Here is an 18,963-nt window from a genome sequence, read left to right as displayed (position 1 = left end):
AGGCTATGGCTGTGCGAGGTTCTGAATCCCAGTCCCCTTCGGTCTACGTGCCGCCCAATCTGGCCCTGCGGTTGTTGCGGCTTTTGCTGGGTATATCGGCCTTTTTGTTTCTATTCTATACGGTGGGCCACTACCTGACCGGCTGGCCTTTTCCAACCCCCCTCGACCTATTGCGCATTGCCTCAGCGGTGCTGGTGGGAGGGGTTATGGGTCTGGTCTTTTCCCGTTTCTGGCCTCTGCCCCCTCAGCCCGGTTTTGAGCGCGTCTTCCGAATTTTCTTCCTGCTGCTGCCGGCTTTGGTGTTGGGCTACGGTTTGCAGCTCCTCCTTTCCGCCAACCAAGCCTTGAGCTTGATTGTCCCGATCTCGGCCTGGCTGTCCTCTGGGCTTATTGTCCGGTTGCCGCAGGAGAGCAGCCCCGGTGAGCGGAGAAAATAGGGCTGTGAATCCTCTCGAGTTTGTCCGCCAGCAAGCCCCCTTCCACCTGTTGCCAGAGGAGGCCATGCAGAAGGTGGCCCAAGGCCTCGAAATAACCTTCTACCCAAAGGGCAGCAAGGTGCTGGAGCAGGGGGGGAGCAGGAGCCACCACCTCTACCTGATTCGCAAGGGCGCAGTGCGGCTAGAGCGGGAGGGCCAGCCAGTGCTGCATCTGGAGGAGGGGGAGGTGTTTGGCTACCCTTCCCTCCTGTCCCAGGAAGCCCCGGCCTTTGATGTGGTGGCGGAGGAGGACCTCTTGGTCTACCGCTGGGGGGAGCGGGTCTTCCAGCAGCTTATGGGCTACCCCGAGTTCGCCGCCTTCTTTACCCGGGGGCTGGCAGAGCGGTTGCGGTTTTCCAACCGCCTCGAGGGGGCGTTGCTCGGGTTGGACCTGTCCCTTCCAGTGGGGGAGCTCGTGAGCCGTCCGCCGGTTTTTGTGCCCCGCGACGCTACGGTGGGGGAGGCCGCACGGCTGATGCGGGCCCAACAGGTGAGTTCGGTTCTCGTGGAGGGAGAGCCGCTGGGTATTCTCACAGACCGCGACCTGCGCAACCGGGTGTTGGCCGAGGGGCGGGGGCCGGAGACCCCGGTGTTGCAGGTCATGAGCGCTCCCGCCAAAACCCAGCCCGCCTCCACGCCCCTGTTTGAGGCGCTGAACTTCATGGTGCGCCAGGGGATCCACCACCTTCCCCTGGAGCAGGACGGTCGGATTGTGGGGGTGGTCACGGACACGGTTTTCATGCGGCGGCAGGCCAGAAGTCCCCTGCACCTGTTGCGGCGGCTCGAGCGTACCAGGGACCTGGCCGACCTTCGGGGCTACAGCCGGGAGCTCTTGGGGGTGACGGAAGGGCTCCTTGCAGGGGGGCTGGGTCCCAGCGAGATTGGCCGCAGCGTGAGCGCCCTCAACGACCAGCTGGTTCGCACGTTGCTCGGGCTTTTTGAAGCGCAAAACGGCCCGCCGCCTTGCGCCTACGCTTGGGTGGTGCTTGGTTCTGAGGGCCGGATGGAACAGACCCTTCTCACCGACCAGGACAACGCCCTGGTGTTTGAGGAGAGGACCCCGGAGGCCGAGGAATACTTCTCCCGAATGGCCGAGTTTGCAGTAAACGGGCTGATTCAGGCTGGCTTTCCGCCCTGCCCTGGGGGTTACATGGCCACCTCCTGGCACAAGCCGCTGGCGGAGTGGTTGCGGCTTTTCCGGGGTTGGGTGGAGCGCCCCTCCCCCCAGGAGGTGTTGGAGGCCCAGATTTTCTTTGACTACCGCAAGGTGTATGGTGCCCTATCCCTAGAATCCCTGGACGCGGTGGTGGCCCGTACCGCTCAGCAGGGTATATTCCTGGCCCACCTTGCCCGGGCCTCCCTTCAGTTCCGCCCCCCTTTGGGCTTTTTCCGGCAGATAAGGGCCGAGGACGGTGGGGTGGACCTGAAGAAGGGGGGGATTGCCCCGATTGTGTCCCTGGCTCGAGTCCACGCCCTGGAGGTAGGGAGCCTAGCCAAGGCCACCGTGGAGCGCCTGAGGGCGGCGGCTCGAGCGGGTGGGCTCAGCCGTGAGGCGGCCGAGACCCTCGAGGAGGCCTTTGCTTTTCTCATGCGCCTGCGCCTGCGGGAACAGCTCGCTCAACTGAGCCGGGGGGAGCAGCCCAGCAACAAGGTGGCCCTGGAGCGGCTTTCGCCCTTGGAGCGCCGTCATCTGAAGGAGGCCTTCCTGCACATCCGTCAGCTGCAGGAGTCCCTGGGCGCGCGCTATCAGACCGACCGATTGGGTTAGGGAGCATGTTTGCTGTGCTGAAAACCCCCTTTCGCCATCCTGAGGGTCTGGCCTGGTGGGAAGCGACCTACTGGGCCTTGGACCTAGAGACCAGCGGCCTTACCCCTTCCGACCAAATTCTCTCGGTGGGCCTGCTGCCCATCCAGAGGGGTGCAATTGTCTACGGCGCGCACTACTACAGCCTGGTGCGCCCGCGGCGACCCGAAGCTTTGTCCCCTGAGGGGGTGCGGGCTCACCACATCCTCCCCGCGGAGTTGAGGGATGCCCCCCCGTTGGAGGAGGTTTTGCCGGAGGTGCTCCGCCGCGTGGCCCAGGGGGTGCTGCTGTTGCACTTTGCGCAGGTCGACCTGGGGTTTTTGAGGCGGGCCTGCAGGGAGCTGCGTCAGCCCTGGCCCCATCTCCGTGTGGTGGACACAGCGGTCCTATTGGCCCGTCTCAACCGCCACCAGGCTTGCCTCGAGCCCTACGCCCAGCCGCTGCCCTCGAGCCTGGGGGCGGCTCGAGCAGCCCTGGGGCTGCCCCCCCACCTGGAGCACCACGCCCTGTGGGATGCCTTGGCCACCGCTGAGCTCTTTCTGGTTCTGAGGGAGAGGCTGGGCCTTCGGAGCCTGAGGCAACTCTTTTGAGAACAGAAAAAACCGCTGGCGCGGTTTATTAGACTCGGGTACAATCTCACCATGCTCAGTCTTCGGGAAAGGCAGAAGCTGCGCCGTCGCGATCGCATCTTCCGCACTGCCATCAACCTCTTTCGTGAGAAGGGCTTTCATCAGACTACGGCAACGGATATAGCCAAGGCCTCCCACGTTTCCCGCGGCACCTTTTTCAACTACTACGCCTACAAGGAGGCCGTGCTGCTTGAATTTGGGGCCCAGCTCCTCAGCGAGATGCGCCAGCAGGCCATGGCTGAGCTGCAGCAGGGCGAGCCGCCGCTGGAGGTTTTGCGCCGGTTGTGGGAGCGCCTGGCCGAGGTCAGCGAGCGGGAGCGCAGCCTGCTCTCACCCCTGGCCTACGAGCTCCTGAACCCCGACCCCTCCCGGGCCAAAGCGGCCTTCGAGGCCCTGCCCCTGGGGGACCTAATCGCCGACATCCTGCGCCCGCTGAGGGCGAAGGGCAAGCTCAGAGGCGACATGTCGCTGGAGCGCATCTCCCGGTCCATCGCCGATGTCTACTTGCTTTCGGCCCTGCGCTGGGCGGCTTACACCCCGGAGAGGGAGCTCAAGGACGAGATGAACAAGTTCTTGAGCCTGATGCTGGAAGGTGCATTGGCCCGTGAGGTGCCCCACCAACAGAAGGCGAGCGGTTCCTAGTGCACACCCTCTCCATCCCTACCCCCGTTGGTCTTGTCCTGGCTCGAGCTGGGCCGAGGGGTATCCGGCGGGTAGAGCTCCGGCTTCTAGAGGAAGGGGAGGGACGCCCCAATCGGGAACTCCTCGAGCTGGCCCGCCGGATTGAGCGCTATTTTGATGGCCAGAGGGAGACCTTTTGCGACCTGCCCCTTGATTACGAAGGCCTCGAGGCCCGCCGGGTATCCGTCTACGAGGCGGTACGGCGCATCCCTGTCGGGCAGACCCGAAGCTACGCCGAGATGGCCTACCTTTTAGGCCTCACCCCCCGCGCGGTGGGTGCGGCTTTGCGGGTAAATCCCTTCTTTCTGGTGGTCCCAGCCCAGCGGGTTATCCACGCCGACGGGCGGCTTGGGGGTTTTGCTGGCCGGGAGGGGGTCAAGGAGTGGCTCCTGCGCTTTGAGGGGGCCTGGCCGGGGTAGCAGCGGGCTTCTGGTTGCGCTCCCTGCGGGTTTGTGCTAACCTTCCCCTCATGAAAAAAGCCCTCTACACGGTCTTGCTGGGGTTGGGCCTGGGGCTGGCCCAACCCCTAGGTAATGTGGCTATGGTCTTTAGCGAGGGGGCCAAGACCGACCCGACCTTCAACGGCGTTGCCTACGGTGGGGCCCTGCGCGCGGTGCAGCAGTTCGGAGGCCGGCTCTTTGACTTTGAACCCACCAACCCCTCGCAAATTCCCGAAGCGGTGCGGCGTTTTGCCGCTGAGCGCTTTGACCTCATTATCGGATTGGGCTTCGCCACTGAGCCGGGCGTGGCCGCGGCCGCACGGGAGTTTCGCGAACAGCGGTTCGCCCTGATAGACACCGCCACAGAAGCCCCCAACGTGGCCTCCTATGTGTTTCGTGAGAACGAGGGCACCTTCTTGGTCGGGTACATCGCCGGCCGTCTGAGCCAGACCGGCGTGGTGGGGTTTGTGGGCGGGATGGACATCCCCCTTATTCACAAATTCGAGGTGGGGTACCGCGAGGGGGTACGGCGGGCCTGTCCGGCCTGCCGGGTGGTGGTCAGCTACGTGGGCAACACTCCTGCGGCCTTCTCTGACCCGGCTAAGGCCAAGGAGATTGCGGCCTTTCAGCGTTCGCAGGGGGCCGACATCATCTACGCCGCAGCTGGGGCCTCAGGCCTGGGGGTTTTTGACTACGTGAAGCAGGTCAAGTGCCTCAAGGCCAGTGAGCTGCCTCGAGGTCTGCGCTTCCGCAGCAACCCTTTTGCCCGGGTTCCCAAGTACGAGGCCTACAACCGGGAGTGCGCAGGGGAGACGCGCCCCATGTTTTTCATCGGTGGGGACGGCAACCTAAACTTTCTGGGGGATACCGACAGCAACCCCGCTACCCTCAACCACGGCCTCACCTGCATGCTCAAGCGGGTGGACGTGGCCGCGCAGATGGCGGTAGAGGCGGTGGCCCGCGGTACTTTTCGGGGCGGGCTGGTTAGCCTCGGTCTGAAGGAGAATGGTCTGGGCTATGCGCTTGATCTCTACAACCAGGCCCTTATCCCTGAGAGCCTGCGGCGCGAACTGGAGGCCGTTCGCCAGGCCATCATCGCCGGGCGGATCGTGGTTCCCGATAAGCGCTAGCCCTCCTTGGGGTTCAGGTGGCTTCTGCTAAAACCATGGGGCAGTAGCTCCCCCAGGGTAGTGTGCAAGGCGCTGCCCTCGCTGCTCAGACAGTGCACCGGCAGGGAAGGCGGGGCGAACTCCATGAGAACCTGGCGGCAGCCCCCGCAGGGGGTGGCGGGCTGCTTTCCCCGGCTCATCACCCAAACCTCTGCGATTTCCCGCTCGCCGGCGGAGACCATCTGCAAGACCGCCGACTGCTCGGCGCAGCGGGAGAGGGGGTAGGCCGCGTTCTCCACGTTGACCCCGCCGTAGAGCCGGCCGCTTCTGGACCTGACCACCGCGGCCACGGGGTAGCGGGAGTAGGGAGCATAGGCCCGTTGTAGGAGGGTTTGCAGCAGCTCGAGCACTTCCTGGGGCGTTTCCGGCATGGCTTTTCCTCCAGCCTGTCGTTTAGAACCCTTTTCACCTTCGGTATCTACCCCTGGGCAAAACCCCCTCCTTTGAGGAGGGGGCAGGCAGGTGCCCCATCAGGCCACTTTGGGGCGGGTTTTTCGGGACTGCTCGCGGGATTTGTACCAGACCACCAGCGCTGAGACCACATAGATGGAGGAGTAGGTGCCCACGATAAAGCCTACGAAGATGGCTAGGGAAAAGTCCCGCAACACCGGGCCACCGAGGAACAGAAGGGCCAGAATGGGCAGCATGGTGGAGAGGGAGGTCATAAGGGTGCGGGAGAGGGTTTGGTTGATGGAGGCGTTCACCACCTCGTAGTAGCTCTTGCCCCGCATGAGCTTGAGGTTTTCCCGGATGCGGTCGGAGATGATCACCGAGTCGTTGATGGAGAAGCCTACGATGGTGAGCAGTACCGCCACGGTGGGGATGGAGAACTCGAGCCCCAGTAGGCTGTACATCCCGGCCACGATGGCCACATCGTGCCCCACCGCAATCACGCTGGCCACCCCGAACACCCAGTCAAAGCGGAAGGCCACGTAAATCAGGATAAGGGCCAGCCCAATCAGCACCGCGTAGATGGTGTTTCGCCGCAGCTCAGCCCCGATGGCTGGACCCACGGTTTCAGACTGCAGCACGGTGGCCCCCAGGCTCTCTCGGAATTTGCGCTCGAGCTCAATTCGCTCGGCCTCGCCTATCTGGCGTACCCGGACGGAATACTCGCTGCCCGCCACGCTGGAGAGCGAGGTGATCACCGACTCAGCCCCCTTCACCTCGGCGATCCCAGCCCCATCTAGGAAGTTTCGGATCTGCTCAGCCCGGATGTTCTCTGGTACTCGGATGGTGAAAGCAGTGCCCCCAGTGAAGTCAATGCCGTAGTTGAAGCCCTTGAAAAGGACGACCCCAGCAGCCACCGCTGCCAGCCCCAGCGAGGTCGCAGTCACGTAGCGAGCGGCCTTGAGGAAGTCAATCCGGGTCCCCCAAAGCCAGTAGGGGGGGCGCACCTCCCGCCTGTCGGCAATGGTCTCCAGAAGCCAGCGGCTGAAGACCAGGTTGGAGAACACCGAGGTTACCACGCCTAGGGCCAGCATCACCGCAAAACCCCGCACTGGCCCAGTGCTGTACTGGTAGAGGGCCGCGGCGGCCAGCAGGTGGCACATGTTCACGTCCAGGATGGTGATGATGGAGTGGGAGAAGCCTCCCGGGATGGCCTGGCGGAACTTTTTGCCCAGCTTGAGCTCTTCCTTGATGCGCTCAAAGGAGAGCACGTTGCCGTCCACGGCGGCCCCTAGGGTGAGGATGAGCCCGGCGATGCCCGGCAGGGTGAGGGTGGCCTGGAGCAGGGAGATGGAGGCCAGGAGCAGCACGGCGGTGTAGAGGAGGCCCATTGCGGCCACCAGCCCCATCCAGAAGCCGTAGTAGGCGAAAAGCAGCGCGAAGAGAAGCACCGCCCCAATAATCCCGGCCCTTATGCCAGCTGCAATGGCGTCCTGGCCAAGGGTAGGGCCAATGGCGCGGGTCTCGGCCACCTCGAGCTTCACCGGCAACGAGCCTGATCGCAGCACCAGGGCAATGTCCGAGGCCTCCTGTACGCTGGACAACCCCTCGATTACCGCCTGACCTCCGGGAATGGCACTGCGGATGACCGGTGCGGTGTAGACCTTGTCGTCCAGCACCACCGCAAGCTGTCGGTTGATGTTGGCGCGGGTGACCTCTTCAAACTTCCTGGCCCCTTCCGGGGTGAACTCCATGGAAACCTGGGGCCGGCCAAACTGGTCAAAAGTGGCGCTGGCCGTGCGCAGGTCGGTTCCGGTGAGGAGGGGCGGGCCGAGGTCCTCCAGCTTGTACAGGCTCTTCTCTAGCTCGGCTCGGCGGGCGGCCAGCTCGCGCCCGGAAAGCCCCGAGTTCCTGAGCTGGTCGTTGATCTGGGCCACGGTGAGGCCAGTAGCCCCGGGGTTTACGATGCGAAACTCGAGCTTTGCGGTCTGCCCGATCAGGTCCAGGGCCCGCTGTTGCTGGTCCTGCCTCAGACCCGGAAGCTCCACGATGATCCGGTCGTTGCCCTGAATCTGCACCAGCGGCTCGGCTACCCCGATGGCGTTAACCCGGTTTTCAATGACTGTGCGGGCCACCTCAATTTCGCTGCGGGCGGTCTGAGCATCGGCGCTTTGGCCCACCGCTTGCAGGGTGATTCGCAGGCCTCCTTGAAGGTCTAGGCCCAGCCGGATGAGCCCATCGCGGGGCAGGAGGGCGTTTTTGGGGTCACGCGGCTCCCAGGGTCGGAATATGCTCACCAGGGCCGCTACGAACAGGGTTATTAGAAGGAGAGCTTTCCACTGACGGTTGGTCATAATTTCCCTACTTTGGAGCTAACCGCCGATTGGCGGCGTCCTTACGGCCGAATAACCTGCGGTTCTGGGGTAGAGGTGGGGTGCCTAGCCGCCATCGGTCTGGAGCCGGCCGTAGACCAGGTAAAGCCGCCCAGGCCAACTCATGGTCCGGGCCATGACCAGGCAGGGAGGGGGGGTGGGCTGGGCTGGGCCTAGGGCCTGTCCATAGACGCTTGGAACCCCCAGGCCCTTTGGAACCGGCTTGGCCTTGACCTCCAGGAGGGGCTGAGGTAGGGGAGCTGGGCTGAAACCCTGGGATAGACCGACCTCCCTAGGGCTTCCGGGGGACCAAAAAAGCCCTGGCCCCAGGCCCATAAGGGCCAGTGCTGCCAGGGCAAGCCCACGCGTAAGCATCCTAGCCGGCCGTTACCTCGACCTTCTGGCTGGCCTCCAGAACGTCCCCTTCCTGAAAATCGGCGAATCCCTCGAGCATCACCCCACACTCGAACCCCTGGCCTACCTCGCGCACGTCGTCCTTTAGGCGCTTTAGACTCCCTATTTTCCCTCTCCAGATCTCCTTGCCCTTGCGCAGTACCCGGATGTCCGCGTTGCGGGTGATTTTACCCGTGGTCACCATGCAGCCCGCCACGGTGCCCCGCGAGAGCCTGAAGATAGCCCGCACCTCGGCGGTGCCCAGCACCTCCTCTTTGTACACGGGCTCCCGCTGGCCCTTGACCATTCGACGAATCTCGTCTATCAGCTCGTAGATGATGCGGAAGCTCTGTAGGGGTACCCCCTTTTGCTCGGCCATTTTGCGAACAGAGCCGCTGGGGTTGACGTTGAAGGAGAGGATGGCCCCGTGGGCGGTGGAGGCCAGCAGCACGTCTGACTCGCTGGGCGCGCCTACTGCAGCCAGCAGGACGTTGATCCTGACCTCGTCCCCAGATTCCTTGCTCAGGATGTTCTGGATAGCCTCCAGCGAGCCTTGGGTGTCCGCCCGCAGGATTAGATTGATTTCCTTCTGCTCCTCCTCGCGCATCCGGCGCATTAGGTCGGCCAGGTTGCGGGTTCTTCCAGAATCGGCCCGGCTTTCCCGAGCTTTGCGCTCCTCAATCCGCTCTTCGGTGATCTCCTTGGCGGCTACCTGGTCGGGCACCCAGAAAAAGGTCTCACCGGCCACCGGCAACTCCGAGAAGCCCAGTACCTGCACCGCGCTACCGGGCCCGGCCTCGCTGCGCCGCTTCCCGTCGGCATCGGACATGGCGCGGATTTTCCCCCACTGCTCCCCGGCCACCACGTGGTCGCCTACCCGCAGGGTACCCTGCTGCACCAGCAGGCTCACCAATGGGCCAGCCTGCTTATCCATACGCGATTCCAGGATGACCCCCTGGGCCTCGGCCTTGGGGTCGGCCCGCAGGTCTTCAAGCTCGGCGATGAGCAAGATGGTCTCCAGAAGCTCAGGTATACCCTGGCCGGTCTTGGCCGAGATGGGCAGCACCTCGGCATCCCCGCCGTAGGCCACGGGGACAATGCCCATCTGCATCAGGTCTTGGTAGACCCGGTTGAGGTCCGCTCCGGGAAGGTCCATCTTGTTGGCGGCGTAGACGATCTTGGCCCCTGAGGCCTTGGCGTGGGCGATGGCCTCTTTTGTCTGTGGCATAACCCCTTCGGTAGCGGCGATGACGATAACGGCAATGTCGGCGACCTTGGCCCCCCTTTGCCGTATGGTGGTGAAGGCCTCGTGCCCCGGGGTGTCGATGAAGACTACGGTGCCGCCGTCGGTCCTAACCTCGAAGGCCCCTACGTGCTGGGTGATCCCTCCGGCCTCCTTCTCAGCAATGCGGCTTTTGCGCAGGTAGTCCAGCAAGCTGGTCTTGCCGTGGTCCACGTGGCCCATGATCACCACCACCGGGGGCCGTGGAGGGATGGCCTTGCGGGCCGCTTCGGCCCTTCGGGCAGCCTCGGCTACTCGCTGCTCGCCGATGAGTTCCTTGACCGCTTGGGCGGTGTCTTCCTCCAGCGTGCTGGCGTGCGACTTGTAGGCCACGCCCATATCGTCGAGAATTCTCAGGAGTTCCTCGTTGGACATCTCCAGCTCTTTGGCGAGCTGATAGATTCGAATTTTTGCCATGCAAACCTCCTGGTCTATGAGGGTTTGGGGAGAAGGCCTTCTAGAAGCATCCGCAGGGCCTGGGAGAGCTCGGCGGCTTTGGCCCCAGCAAAGCGGCGTAGCTTTTTCTCACTCCAGCAGTCGGGGTTGTCCGGGCAGACGTAGGCCCCGCGGCCAGGGCGCCGTCCGGTGGGGTCAATGATCGGTCCTGCTTCGCCCAGCACAATTCGCAAAAGTTCGCGCTTAGGCCTGCGGGTTCGGCAGGCCACACACTGGCGAACGGGGACGTGCTTGCTGGGCATGGGCTACTCGCCGTTTTTGAACAGGCTATCAAACCGCTCTTTGGCGCTTTGGGAGGCCCGGAGGGCTTCCTCCTTTTCAGCTGCTTTCAGGATGGCCGCATCCAGGTCGGTGATCTCCTCGGCTTCCTCAAAGTCAATCTCGTAGCCGGTGAGCTTGGAGGCCAGCCGCACGTTCTGCCCCGATTTTCCGATGGCGAGGGAGTGTTGGTCCTTGGCAACCACCACTCGAGCCCGATTCTTCCCATCCTCGCGGGTTTCCAAGGTAATCTCGCCGACCGTTGCCGGGGAAAGCGCGTTGCGGATGAACTCCTTGGGGTTGGAGCTCCACTGGATGATGTCCACCCGCTCGCGGCCCAGCTCGGCCGATACCGACTGGATGCGCTGTCCCTTGTGGCCGATGCAGGCCCCGATGGGGTCCACGTTGGGATTGTGGCTCATCACCGCCACCTTGCTTCGGCTTCCCGGCTCGCGGGCGATGGCCTTGACTTCCACGATGCCCTCGGCAATCTCAGGGACCTCTTGGCGCAGCAGGTAACGCAGCAGTTCCTCGTGGGCTCGGGAGACCAGCAGGCTGGGGCCCTTGGAGGAGCGCTGCACCTGCTTGAGGTAGACCTTGAGGCGCTGGCCTGGGTAGTAGCGCTCGGTGGGAATCTGCTCCTTAGGGGGCATAAGCGCCTCGCCCCGACCCAGTTCCACGTAGACGTTGCCGCGGTTGTCCACCCGGGCCACGGTGCCGGTGACTACCTCGCCTTCTTTGTCCTTGTACTCGTTGTGGACACGGGTTCGTTCGGCTTCCTTGAGCCTTTGGGTGAGCACCTGCTTGGCGATTTGGATGGCGATGCGGCTGAACTCCTCGGGGTCTATCGGGAATTCCATCTCCTCGCCTACGGAGACCTCGGGGTCGTACTGCCTGGCAGTTTCCAGGTCAATCTCCTTCTCAGGGTCCTGGACCTTCTCGACCACCCGCTTGACCTCGAGCACCTCCAAGGTCCCCATCTGGGGGTCCAGGTGAACCTCCACAATGGGGCCTTTGCCCTCTTCCTCGCTGTCCCTCCTGGTGCGGTACCCCTTTTGCCTCAGGTAGGCGAGCCGCAGAGCCTCCTCGAAGTTTTGGATAAGTTCCTCGGCGGTGACCCCCCGCTCGTGGGCCACCTGGGCTAGGGCGTCTACAAATTCCTTGTTCACGTTTCCTCCTTATCTGGGTTGTTCGGGCCACTCGGCCAGGTTGGCCTTGAAGCTGCCGACCTTCAGCCGGCGGGTCTCCCGGTTGTCCAGCTCAAACTCCACCTGGTCCTCCTGCACCCCTACGACCCGGGCGGTAAAGCTGCCCTCGGGGCTGCGCACCCGGACCTTGAGCCCTGCAAAGCGCTCGAAGTGGCGGGCGGTGAGCAGGGGGCGTTGGGGGCCGGGCGACTCGACCTGCAGGAGGTATCTACCCGCAATGGGGTCGTACCGGTCCAGGTGGCTCGAGAGGCTTTGGCTGGCCCGCTCGAGGTCGGCTACTGTGATGGGGGCCTCGTCCCGGCGCTCAATTTTTACCAGAAGCACCCGCGAACGCCCCGAGGGCCTAAGCCCCACTTCCAGCACCTCGTAGCCCAGCGGGTGGAGCGCCTCCGCCACAATTTGCTCGAGGGAGTAGTCCTGCTCCACGCCTCACCTCCTCGTTCCCAAGCGAGGGGGGTGGGTTTGCGACCCACCCCCCTGGTGTCCCGGGAGCCCTGTCGGGTTTCAGTCTACCACCCTTTGGTGAGAGGGTAAAGACACACCCCGAAAAGAAAACCCCCCTTGCGGGGGGTGGCTTGGTGCCGGGAACAGGACTTGAACCTGCACGCCCTTGCGGGCACATGACCCTGAATCATGCGCGTCTACCAATTCCGCCATCCCGGCTCAGGGCCAAGGCAAATACTAGCCAAAGCACCCCTTCCCGTCAAGTGGGGTTGGAAGGTTGGGCTTTGGGCAGAAGTTGCCGCCAGTGGCGGTAGCCCGTAGACTTTGCCCTGTGGAGATGCTGTTTCGCGGAAGGCGGGAGCGGAAGCTGGGGGACAGCGTTGCGGTGCGGCTCGAGGGGGTTACCAAGCGCTTTGGAGATGTGCGGGCGGTGGACAATGTGAGCCTCGAGGTGCGCGATGGGGAGTTTTTCAGCCTCTTAGGGCCCTCAGGGTGCGGCAAAACCACCTTGCTGCGCATGATAGCGGGCTTCGATACCCCTGATGAGGGCCGCATTCTGATTGGGGGCAGGGACATGACCGGGGTGCCCCCCTACCTGCGCCCGGTCAATACGGTTTTCCAGAGTTATGCCCTCTTTCCTCACATGAACGTTGAGCAGAACATTGCCTTTGGGTTGCGCATGAAGCGGATGCCCAAGGAGGAGATTGCTCGGCGGGTGGCGTGGGCCTTGGAACTCGTTAACCTTTCCGGTTTTGAAAAGCGCCGCCCTGACCAGATGTCGGGTGGCCAGCGCCAGCGGGTGGCCCTGGCCCGCGCTTTGGTCAACGAGCCCGAGGTGTTGCTTTTGGATGAGCCGCTCTCGGCTCTCGATTTGAAGCTACGCCAGGAGCTCAGGGTTGACCTAATGAACCTTCAGGAACAGCTGGGGATCACCTTTATCTTCGTGACCCACGACCAGGAGGAGGCGCTGGTCATGTCGGACCGGATTGCGGTGATGAACAAGGGCCGGATTGAGCAGCTTGGGCCTACCGAGGAGATCTACGAGCTGCCCAAGACCGCCTTTGTGGCCCGCTTTATCGGCGACTCCAACCTGATTCCAGCCAAGGTCTTGGAACCCCGTAGGGTGCGCACGCCCTTGGGGGAATTCGTTTTGGATGAAGACGATGCGCTGGTTCCGGGTCAGGAGGTGCTGCTTTCGATCCGGCCGGAGAAGATACGCCTTTTCCGCGAGCGGCCCAACCTGCCCAATGTGTTCAGGGCCAAGGTAGACGACATCATCTACACCGGCTCAGAGAACCTCTACATCTTGCTGGCCGATGGGCAGCGCTTGATGTGCGAGACCCTGAACCACGACATCCAGGAGCCAGGCCATGAGGAGTTCGACTACGACGAGGAGATATGGGTGGCCCTGACCCCAGAGAAGCTGGTGGTCATTCAGGAGGAGGCCGATGCGTGAGGCTGCAACCCCTGCTCAGCGCTTGCGCCGGGTGCTTCTGACGGTGGGGCCAGGGGCATTCTGGCTGGTGCTCTTTGTTCTCGTGCCCACCCTTATCGTCCTGGTGGTTTCGCTGATGAGCCGGGGTAGCCTTGGCCAGCCGGTGCCTCCTTTCGGGTTGCACAACTACGTGCGCTTCTTCTCTGACCCCCTGTTTTTGGAGATCATCGGCCGGAGCCTTTGGATTGGTTTTTGGTCTACCCTTCTGGTGATGCTGCTGGGCTACCCGCTGGCCTTTTACATCGCTCAAAGCCGCTACAAAGAGGTGCTTCTGCTCCTGGTGGTCATCCCTTTTTTCACCAACTTTCTGATCAGGGTCTATGCCTGGATTGTGGTGTTCCAGAAAGAGGGCCTACTGAACGCTCTTATAACCGCATTTGGCCTGCCCCCGGGGGAGTTTTTGCCCTCTACCCTGGCGGTGTATGTGGCCACGGTTTACACGTACCTGCCCTTTTTTGTGCTGCCCCTTTACGCCGCCGTGGAGCGGATTGACTGGAGCCTGCTCGAGGCCGCCTACGACCTGGGGGCTAGGCCTGTTCGGGCCTTTTTTGAGGCAATCTTTCCCCAGACTCTGCCGGGGCTTTTGGCCGGCTTTCTCCTGGTCTTCATTCCGGCGGTGGGTACCTTTGTGATTGCTGATCTCCTGGGTGGGGGGAAGGTTACGTTGGTGGGCAACCTGATCCAGCTCCAGTTCGGCTCAGCACAGAACTGGGCCTTTGGCAGCGCCGCGAGCATGGTCCTGATGGCCATGGTTCTTTTAGGCCTTTGGCTGTACGCCCGCACCCAGGGTGAGAGGGGTCTGGACCGGTTGGTATGAAGCGGTTGCTATCCCTTCACGCCGGGCTGGTCTTTGCTTTTTTGTACCTGCCCATTCTGGTCATCGTGGCCCTCTCCTTCAACCAAAGCCGCTTCGGGGTGCGGTTTACCGGGTTTACCCTGGAGTGGTACGCGCGGCTTTTCAGCAACGAGCGCATCCTGGAGTACCTGACCAACACCCTGATTGTGGCGGTGGTTTCGACAGCGGTTTCCACCCTGCTGGGCACCCTGCTGGCGGTGGGGCTGGTGCGCTACGAGTTTCGCTTGAAGAGTGCCCTTCGGTACTTGCTCTACGTGCCGGTGGTGGTTCCTGATGTGGTGATGGGTATTTCCCTGCTGCTCCTTTTTGATGTGGTGCGGGACGCTATTGGCTGGCCCAGGCTTTCCCTTTTCACCATAATTTTGGCTCACATCAGCTTCCAGATTGCCTATGTAACCCTAGTGGTGCGGGCCCGGCTGGTCCTCCTGGACCCGACCCTGGAGGAGGCGGCCAAGGACCTGGGGGCTACTTCCTGGCAGACCTTTCGCGAGGTGACGCTACCCCTTATCATGCCCGGGGTTGTGGCAGGGGCGCTTCTGGCCTTCAGCCTTTCGCTGGATGACTTCGTAATCACCTTTTTCACTGCCGGTTCGGGTTCAACCACCTTGCCCCTGTACATCTACTCCTCGGTTAAACTGGGCATCCGGCCGGAGATACATGCCCTTTCTACCCTGATGGTCGGGGCTACGATTTTGGTCATCTTGCTGGGCGTGCTCTTTTGGAAAAAGCGGTAAGGAGGCGGACGTGAGAGGATTCTGGTGGCCTTTGTTGGTGGTTTTCCTGGCAGGCTGCGGACAGGAGAAAAAGGAGCTGCGCTTGCTGAACTGGTCGGACTACATGCCCAAGGAGGTGCTCCAGGAGTTTGAGAAGCGAGAGGGGGTACGGGTGGTGGAGGACACCTACGACTCCCCTGAGGCTATGCTCTCCAAGCTGCAAGCCGGAGGGGACAGCGAGTACGACGTGCTGATCACCCCTGACTACACCGTGGGTGCCCTAGCCCGGGCAGGAACCCTGCAGGAGCTGGACAAGTCCAAGATTCCCAACCTGGCTAACCTCGACCCCCAGTTTGCCGACCCCGCCTACGACCCTGGGGCCCGTTACAGCGTAGCCTACCAGTGGGGTACTACTGGGCTTGCCTACCGCGAAGACTTGGTAAAGGGGCCGGTGGAAAGTTGGGCGGTCATCTTCGACCCACAACAGCAGGTGGGGAGCTTCCTGCTTTTGGATGAGATGCGGGAGATGGTGGGCGCAGCCCTCAAATACAGGGGCCAATCGGTCAACACCACCGACCCTGCCAAGCTGGCAGAGGCTCAGGCCCTTTTGCTCGAGGCCAAGCGGCGCTCCCAGGGCTTTGCTGGAGGTACCAGCATCCGCGACCGTCTGATTGGGGGGGACATCGCGGTAGGGCCGGCCTACTCGGGCGACATCCTGGCCGCTCAGGAGGAAAACCCGCAGCTGAAGTACGTGATCCCGAAGGAGGGCGCCACCCTCTGGGCCGACTGCCTGGTGGTCCTCAAGAAGAGCCCCAACCACGAGCTGGCCTACAGGTTCATCAACTTCCTGCTGGAACCTGAAATTGCCGCTCGGATCTCCAATTCCATCGGCTACGCTACTCCAGTAGCGGCGGCCATGGACAAGATTGAGCAGAAGGACAACCCCCTCATCTATCCCTCTCCGGAAATCCGTCAGCGCCTGGAACTCCTGGCCGACCTAGGGGAGGGAGCGGAGGCCTTTAACCGGGTTTGGGCTGAGGTGAAATCGCGCTGAGCGTGCTTTCCTATTCGCCCCGCAGCCACCCTCGAAGTACCCGGAGGTTGTGGGCGTCCTCTTGGGGGCTGCGGGGGGTTTCCAGGATAAAGATTTTTTCCCTTAGCCGCGGCTCGAGGAACACCTCCTTGAGCTTTGACCCCATTTTCCCCTCCAGAAGGTTGGCGTGGTGGTCCACGTGGCTACCCCTATCCCCTACGGAGTCGTTGAGGTGGACCACGCCAAGCCGCTCCAGCCCCACGTACCTCTCCAGCTCATCCAGGGCACGTAGAGGGTCGTAACCAGCGGCGAAGGCATGGCAAGTGTCCAAGCAGACCCCAAAGGGGGTGTCCGCCACCAGTTCGGCCAGCTCCTCCATCAGCGCCCCCAGCTTCTCGCCCCCGCCGGCGGTGTTCTCAATGAGCAGCCTAGGACCTCGTCGGTGCGGCTCGAGCCCAGCGAAGGATAGCGCCCTCAGCGCGTTTGATCTGGCCCTTGTGAGCTCACCCGAACCGGGGTGCACCACCACGTAGGAGGCCCCCAGGGCCTGGGCCTTGGCCAGGTCGTCGGCCAGGCTAAAGACGCTTCTTTCCCCCAGCTCACCCTCCGCGGCCAGGTTCACCAGGTAGGAGGCGTGGATGACCGTAGGCAGCCCCCCCAGGTTTTCCTGACGGGCCCGGAAGCCCTCTACCTCGCCGGGTCTGAGAGGGCGGGTTTTCCAGCTCCTTGGGCTTTTGGCGAAGATCTGGAGCGCGCTTAGGCCCAGCAGCTCTGCCTCCTCAGCGGCCCCCGCGATGCCCCGCTTGCCTGCGATGGATAGGTGAAGGCCGTACTTCATAGCTCCCCTAGGGTTGAGGCCGGCGGTCCAGTATCTCCAGCCTGACCCAAAGAATTCCCTGCCGCTCCATGCCAAGCCGCAGGGCCGCCCCATAGGAGAGGTCAATAATCCGGCCCCTCGTGTGGGGGCCCCGGTCGTTGATGCGAACCACAACGCTGCGGCCGCTGCGTGGGTTGACCACCCGCACCCACGTGCCAAAGGGCAGGTTGCGGTGGGCAGCGGTTAGCTGGAACTTGTCGAAGCGCTCCCCGCTTGCTGTGCGCCGACCGTGAAAGCGCCCGCCGTACCACGAAGCCAGCCCTTCCTGCACGCTGCGGGCCCGGGGTTCCTTGGGCGCAGGGGGGAGGCGCAGAAAGACCCAGGGTGGAGGCTTGGGCTGGGGGGGGTCTGGAAGGGGCAGAACCTCGAGGTTCATGGGGTTCCACTCGGAAGGGGGTATGGTGAGCTCGAGCCCGGCGGGCAGTGGGTCTTCAATGAGGCCGTTGGCCAGCATCAGTTCGGCGACGGGCACCTGAAAAAGCCGGGCGATGCGCTCCAGGGTGTCGCCCGGCTGCACCACGTAGCCCTGCCCCAGGCCCATCCCTCCCAGCAGTGCCAGAGCAAACCACCGCTTCATAGCACAATCAGCTCCTTGGGGCTTTGCGACAGCAACTCAAAACCCCCTTCCGTAACCCGCACTAGGTCTTCAATCCGGCACCCACCTTTGCCTGGAATGTAGACCCCGGGTTCAATGGTGATGACCTGGTCGGGCTCCAGGACGTCCTCAGAGGTCTGGCCGAGGCTCGGTCCCTCGTGGATGCAAAGCCCCACTCCATGCCCCAGGCTGTGGGTGAAGTGTGCGCCGTACCCCTTCTGCTCTAGGTGCCCGCGGGCCAACGCGTCCAGCTCGGCCCCTTTGCGTCCCGGAGCGACCGCTTCCAGGGCCCTTTGCTGGGCCTCCAGTACGGCTTGGTAGAGCCCGCGCAGCTCCTCGGAAGGCTGGCCCACCGCTACCGTGCGGGTCATATCCGAGCGGTAGCCGCCCACCACGGCGCCAAAGTCGAGGGTAACCAGCTCACCGGCCTGGATGATTTTTGGCGTGGCCCCTCCGTGGGGCTGGGCCCCCCGCTCGCCCGAGGCCACCGTGATGCCAAAGGCCACACCCTCTGAGCCCTCCCTGCGCAGGAAGAACTCCAGCTCCAGGGCTATCTCAATTTCCCGCACGCCGGGCCTCAGGTAGCCTAGGATGTGCTGGAAACCGCGGTCAGCCAGGGCGGCGGCCTTGCGGATGTGTTCCAGTTCCTCTGGGTTTTTGCGTCGCCGCATCCCCTCAAAGACCCCTCGGGTGGGGACGAACTCGAGCCCGGGGAACTCCTCCTTGAGCGATTCCAGTGCGGCTACGCTCAGGTGCTCGGCCTCAAAACCCACCCGCCCGTGGAAGAATTCCGCAAGCAGCTTTGCCAGCTCGTTTCGTCTTTGGAGGATGCGGTAGGGGAAGGGTTGCTCTGAGGCCTCCACCAGGTAGCGCCCGTCCGTGATGAGGACGGGGCCACTGGGTGTGATGACCAGCTTGGCGTCTTTTCCCTCCACAAAACCCGATACGTAGCGCACGTTGTAGGGGTTGGATACGTACAGCACGTCCACCGAGAGGTTTTCAAGGAGCTTGGCGAAGTCCACGGCAAGACTTTACCCAATTAGGCTGAGGGATTGCGCAGATTTTTTTCACGAGCTGAACTTATAGTGAAATAAAGCACAAAAAGTCCCCCTCACCCCGCTGTGCTATACAAGAGGTATGCGGCGAACCCTTGCTGCTGCCCTGCTCCTCCCTGTAGCCCTGGCCCAGGTCTCCCCGGAGGCCGCCCAGTGGCTCGAGCGGGCCCGGAACGCTTTGGGCGGGGCGGCCCTGGCCAACCTCAGAACCTACCGGGAGGACACCCTACCCACCAACCACACCCCCGCCGGCAGGGAGGAGAGCCGTATCGGGACCCAGCTGCTGGTGGACTTCGCCAACGCCCGGGTGCGGCTGGAAATCTACGACCCCGAGAGC

The 18,963-nt window shown here is 63.1% G+C and carries 20 protein-coding genes, 1 tRNA gene and 1 pseudogene; 11 read left to right on the top strand and 11 right to left on the bottom strand.

Annotated features, from left to right (window positions below; all coding sequences use genetic code 11):
* Window positions 1-11: 11 nt before the first annotated feature.
* The 6 genes from NZ849_RS02715 to NZ849_RS02690 all read left to right on the top strand — a co-directional run bounded on the left by NZ849_RS02715 (window position 12) and on the right by NZ849_RS02690 (window position 5,160).
* Window positions 12-437 (top strand): hypothetical protein, encoded by a 426-nt coding sequence (locus tag NZ849_RS02715; protein ID WP_295403803.1) that lies wholly within the window; start codon window positions 12-14, stop codon window positions 435-437.
* Between the two features lie 64 nt (window positions 438-501).
* Window positions 502-2,244, top strand: coding sequence for a putative nucleotidyltransferase substrate binding domain-containing protein (locus NZ849_RS02710; RefSeq protein WP_295403921.1), 1,743 nt, complete (start codon window positions 502-504; stop codon window positions 2,242-2,244).
* A 5-nt stretch (window positions 2,245-2,249) separates the two neighbouring features.
* Entirely contained in the window at window positions 2,250-2,870 is a 621-nt protein-coding gene (locus tag NZ849_RS02705) for a PolC-type DNA polymerase III (protein ID WP_295403800.1), read from the top strand.
* Window positions 2,871-2,921: 51 nt separating this feature from the next.
* Complete coding sequence (locus tag NZ849_RS02700; RefSeq protein ID WP_295403797.1) at window positions 2,922-3,551, top strand: TetR/AcrR family transcriptional regulator; 630 nt, start codon at window positions 2,922-2,924, stop codon at window positions 3,549-3,551.
* Window positions 3,551-4,009, top strand: a complete 459-nt coding sequence (locus NZ849_RS02695; RefSeq protein ID WP_295403794.1) for a methylated-DNA--[protein]-cysteine S-methyltransferase — start codon at window positions 3,551-3,553, stop codon at window positions 4,007-4,009. Before NZ849_RS02700 ends, NZ849_RS02695 begins: the two co-directional genes overlap by 1 nt.
* Window positions 4,010-4,059: 50 nt before the next feature.
* Window positions 4,060-5,160, top strand: coding sequence for a BMP family ABC transporter substrate-binding protein (locus NZ849_RS02690; RefSeq protein ID WP_295403791.1), 1,101 nt, complete (start codon window positions 4,060-4,062; stop codon window positions 5,158-5,160).
* Here NZ849_RS02690 and cdd read toward each other — a convergent pair.
* The 8 genes from cdd to NZ849_RS02650 all read right to left on the bottom strand — a co-directional run bounded on the left by cdd (window position 5,157) and on the right by NZ849_RS02650 (window position 12,221).
* A complete protein-coding gene (cdd, locus tag NZ849_RS02685) occupies window positions 5,157-5,570 on the bottom strand; it encodes a cytidine deaminase (RefSeq protein ID WP_295403788.1) in 414 nt (137 codons plus the stop codon). The genes NZ849_RS02690 and cdd overlap by 4 nt on opposite strands.
* Window positions 5,571-5,669: 99 nt before the next feature.
* Entirely contained in the window at window positions 5,670-7,943 is a 2,274-nt protein-coding gene (gene secD, locus NZ849_RS02680; RefSeq protein ID WP_295403785.1) for a protein translocase subunit SecD, read from the bottom strand.
* Window positions 7,944-8,027: 84 nt separating this feature from the next.
* On the bottom strand, window positions 8,028-8,336 hold the full coding sequence (locus NZ849_RS02675) for a hypothetical protein (RefSeq protein ID WP_295403781.1): 309 nt from the start codon (window positions 8,334-8,336) through the stop codon (window positions 8,028-8,030).
* Window position 8,337: 1 nt separating this feature from the next.
* Window positions 8,338-10,053: a translation initiation factor IF-2 gene (infB, locus tag NZ849_RS02670; RefSeq protein ID WP_295403777.1), complete on the bottom strand. Its 1,716-nt coding sequence runs from the start codon at window positions 10,051-10,053 to the stop codon at window positions 8,338-8,340.
* Between the two features lie 14 nt (window positions 10,054-10,067).
* Window positions 10,068-10,334: a YlxR family protein gene (locus tag NZ849_RS02665; RefSeq protein ID WP_295403773.1), complete on the bottom strand. Its 267-nt coding sequence runs from the start codon at window positions 10,332-10,334 to the stop codon at window positions 10,068-10,070.
* 3 nt (window positions 10,335-10,337) lie between these two features.
* Window positions 10,338-11,519, bottom strand: a complete 1,182-nt coding sequence (gene nusA, locus NZ849_RS02660) for a transcription termination factor NusA (protein ID WP_295403769.1) — start codon at window positions 11,517-11,519, stop codon at window positions 10,338-10,340.
* A gap of 9 nt (window positions 11,520-11,528) precedes the next feature.
* Complete coding sequence (rimP, locus tag NZ849_RS02655; RefSeq protein ID WP_295403765.1) at window positions 11,529-11,984, bottom strand: ribosome maturation factor RimP; 456 nt, start codon at window positions 11,982-11,984, stop codon at window positions 11,529-11,531.
* Window positions 11,985-12,134: 150 nt separating this feature from the next.
* Window positions 12,135-12,221: transfer RNA gene (locus NZ849_RS02650), tRNA-Leu, on the bottom strand.
* 118 nt (window positions 12,222-12,339) lie between these two features.
* Between NZ849_RS02650 and NZ849_RS02645 the strand changes: the two genes are divergently transcribed.
* Genes NZ849_RS02645 through NZ849_RS02630 form a run of 4 tightly spaced genes read left to right on the top strand, consistent with a single transcriptional unit; the run spans window position 12,340 to window position 16,120 of the window.
* Window positions 12,340-13,458 (top strand): ABC transporter ATP-binding protein, encoded by a 1,119-nt coding sequence (locus NZ849_RS02645; protein ID WP_295403918.1) that lies wholly within the window; start codon window positions 12,340-12,342, stop codon window positions 13,456-13,458.
* A complete protein-coding gene (locus NZ849_RS02640; RefSeq protein WP_295403761.1) occupies window positions 13,451-14,314 on the top strand; it encodes an ABC transporter permease in 864 nt (287 codons plus the stop codon). Before NZ849_RS02645 ends, NZ849_RS02640 begins: the two co-directional genes overlap by 8 nt.
* The gene (locus NZ849_RS02635; protein WP_295403757.1) at window positions 14,311-15,087 is read left to right on the top strand and encodes an ABC transporter permease; all 777 of its coding nucleotides are present in this window, start codon (window positions 14,311-14,313) and stop codon (window positions 15,085-15,087) included. Before NZ849_RS02640 ends, NZ849_RS02635 begins: the two co-directional genes overlap by 4 nt.
* A gap of 10 nt (window positions 15,088-15,097) precedes the next feature.
* Window positions 15,098-16,120: a spermidine/putrescine ABC transporter substrate-binding protein gene (locus NZ849_RS02630; RefSeq protein WP_295403753.1), complete on the top strand. Its 1,023-nt coding sequence runs from the start codon at window positions 15,098-15,100 to the stop codon at window positions 16,118-16,120.
* A 10-nt stretch (window positions 16,121-16,130) separates the two neighbouring features.
* On the opposite strand, the gene NZ849_RS02625 is transcribed toward NZ849_RS02630, so the two are convergent.
* The 3 genes from NZ849_RS02625 to NZ849_RS02615 are packed head-to-tail and all read right to left on the bottom strand — an operon-like array spanning window position 16,131 to window position 18,593.
* Window positions 16,131-16,937, bottom strand: a complete 807-nt coding sequence (locus tag NZ849_RS02625) for a deoxyribonuclease IV (protein ID WP_295403750.1) — start codon at window positions 16,935-16,937, stop codon at window positions 16,131-16,133.
* A 7-nt stretch (window positions 16,938-16,944) separates the two neighbouring features.
* Window positions 16,945-17,553: a septal ring lytic transglycosylase RlpA family protein gene (locus NZ849_RS02620; protein ID WP_295403747.1), complete on the bottom strand. Its 609-nt coding sequence runs from the start codon at window positions 17,551-17,553 to the stop codon at window positions 16,945-16,947.
* Window positions 17,550-18,593 (bottom strand): Xaa-Pro peptidase family protein, encoded by a 1,044-nt coding sequence (locus tag NZ849_RS02615; RefSeq protein ID WP_295403744.1) that lies wholly within the window; start codon window positions 18,591-18,593, stop codon window positions 17,550-17,552. Before NZ849_RS02615 ends, NZ849_RS02620 begins: the two co-directional genes overlap by 4 nt.
* Before the next feature lie 115 nt (window positions 18,594-18,708).
* On the opposite strand from NZ849_RS02615, the pseudogene NZ849_RS02610 reads away from it, so the two are divergent.
* A pseudogene (locus NZ849_RS02610) lies at window positions 18,709-18,963 on the top strand (hypothetical protein); the annotation flags it as partial.

It is taken from the genome of Meiothermus sp., assembly GCF_025060375.1.
Taxonomy (GTDB): domain Bacteria; phylum Deinococcota; class Deinococci; order Deinococcales; family Thermaceae; genus Meiothermus.
This window is presented reverse-complemented; position numbering and strand designations above follow the sequence as displayed.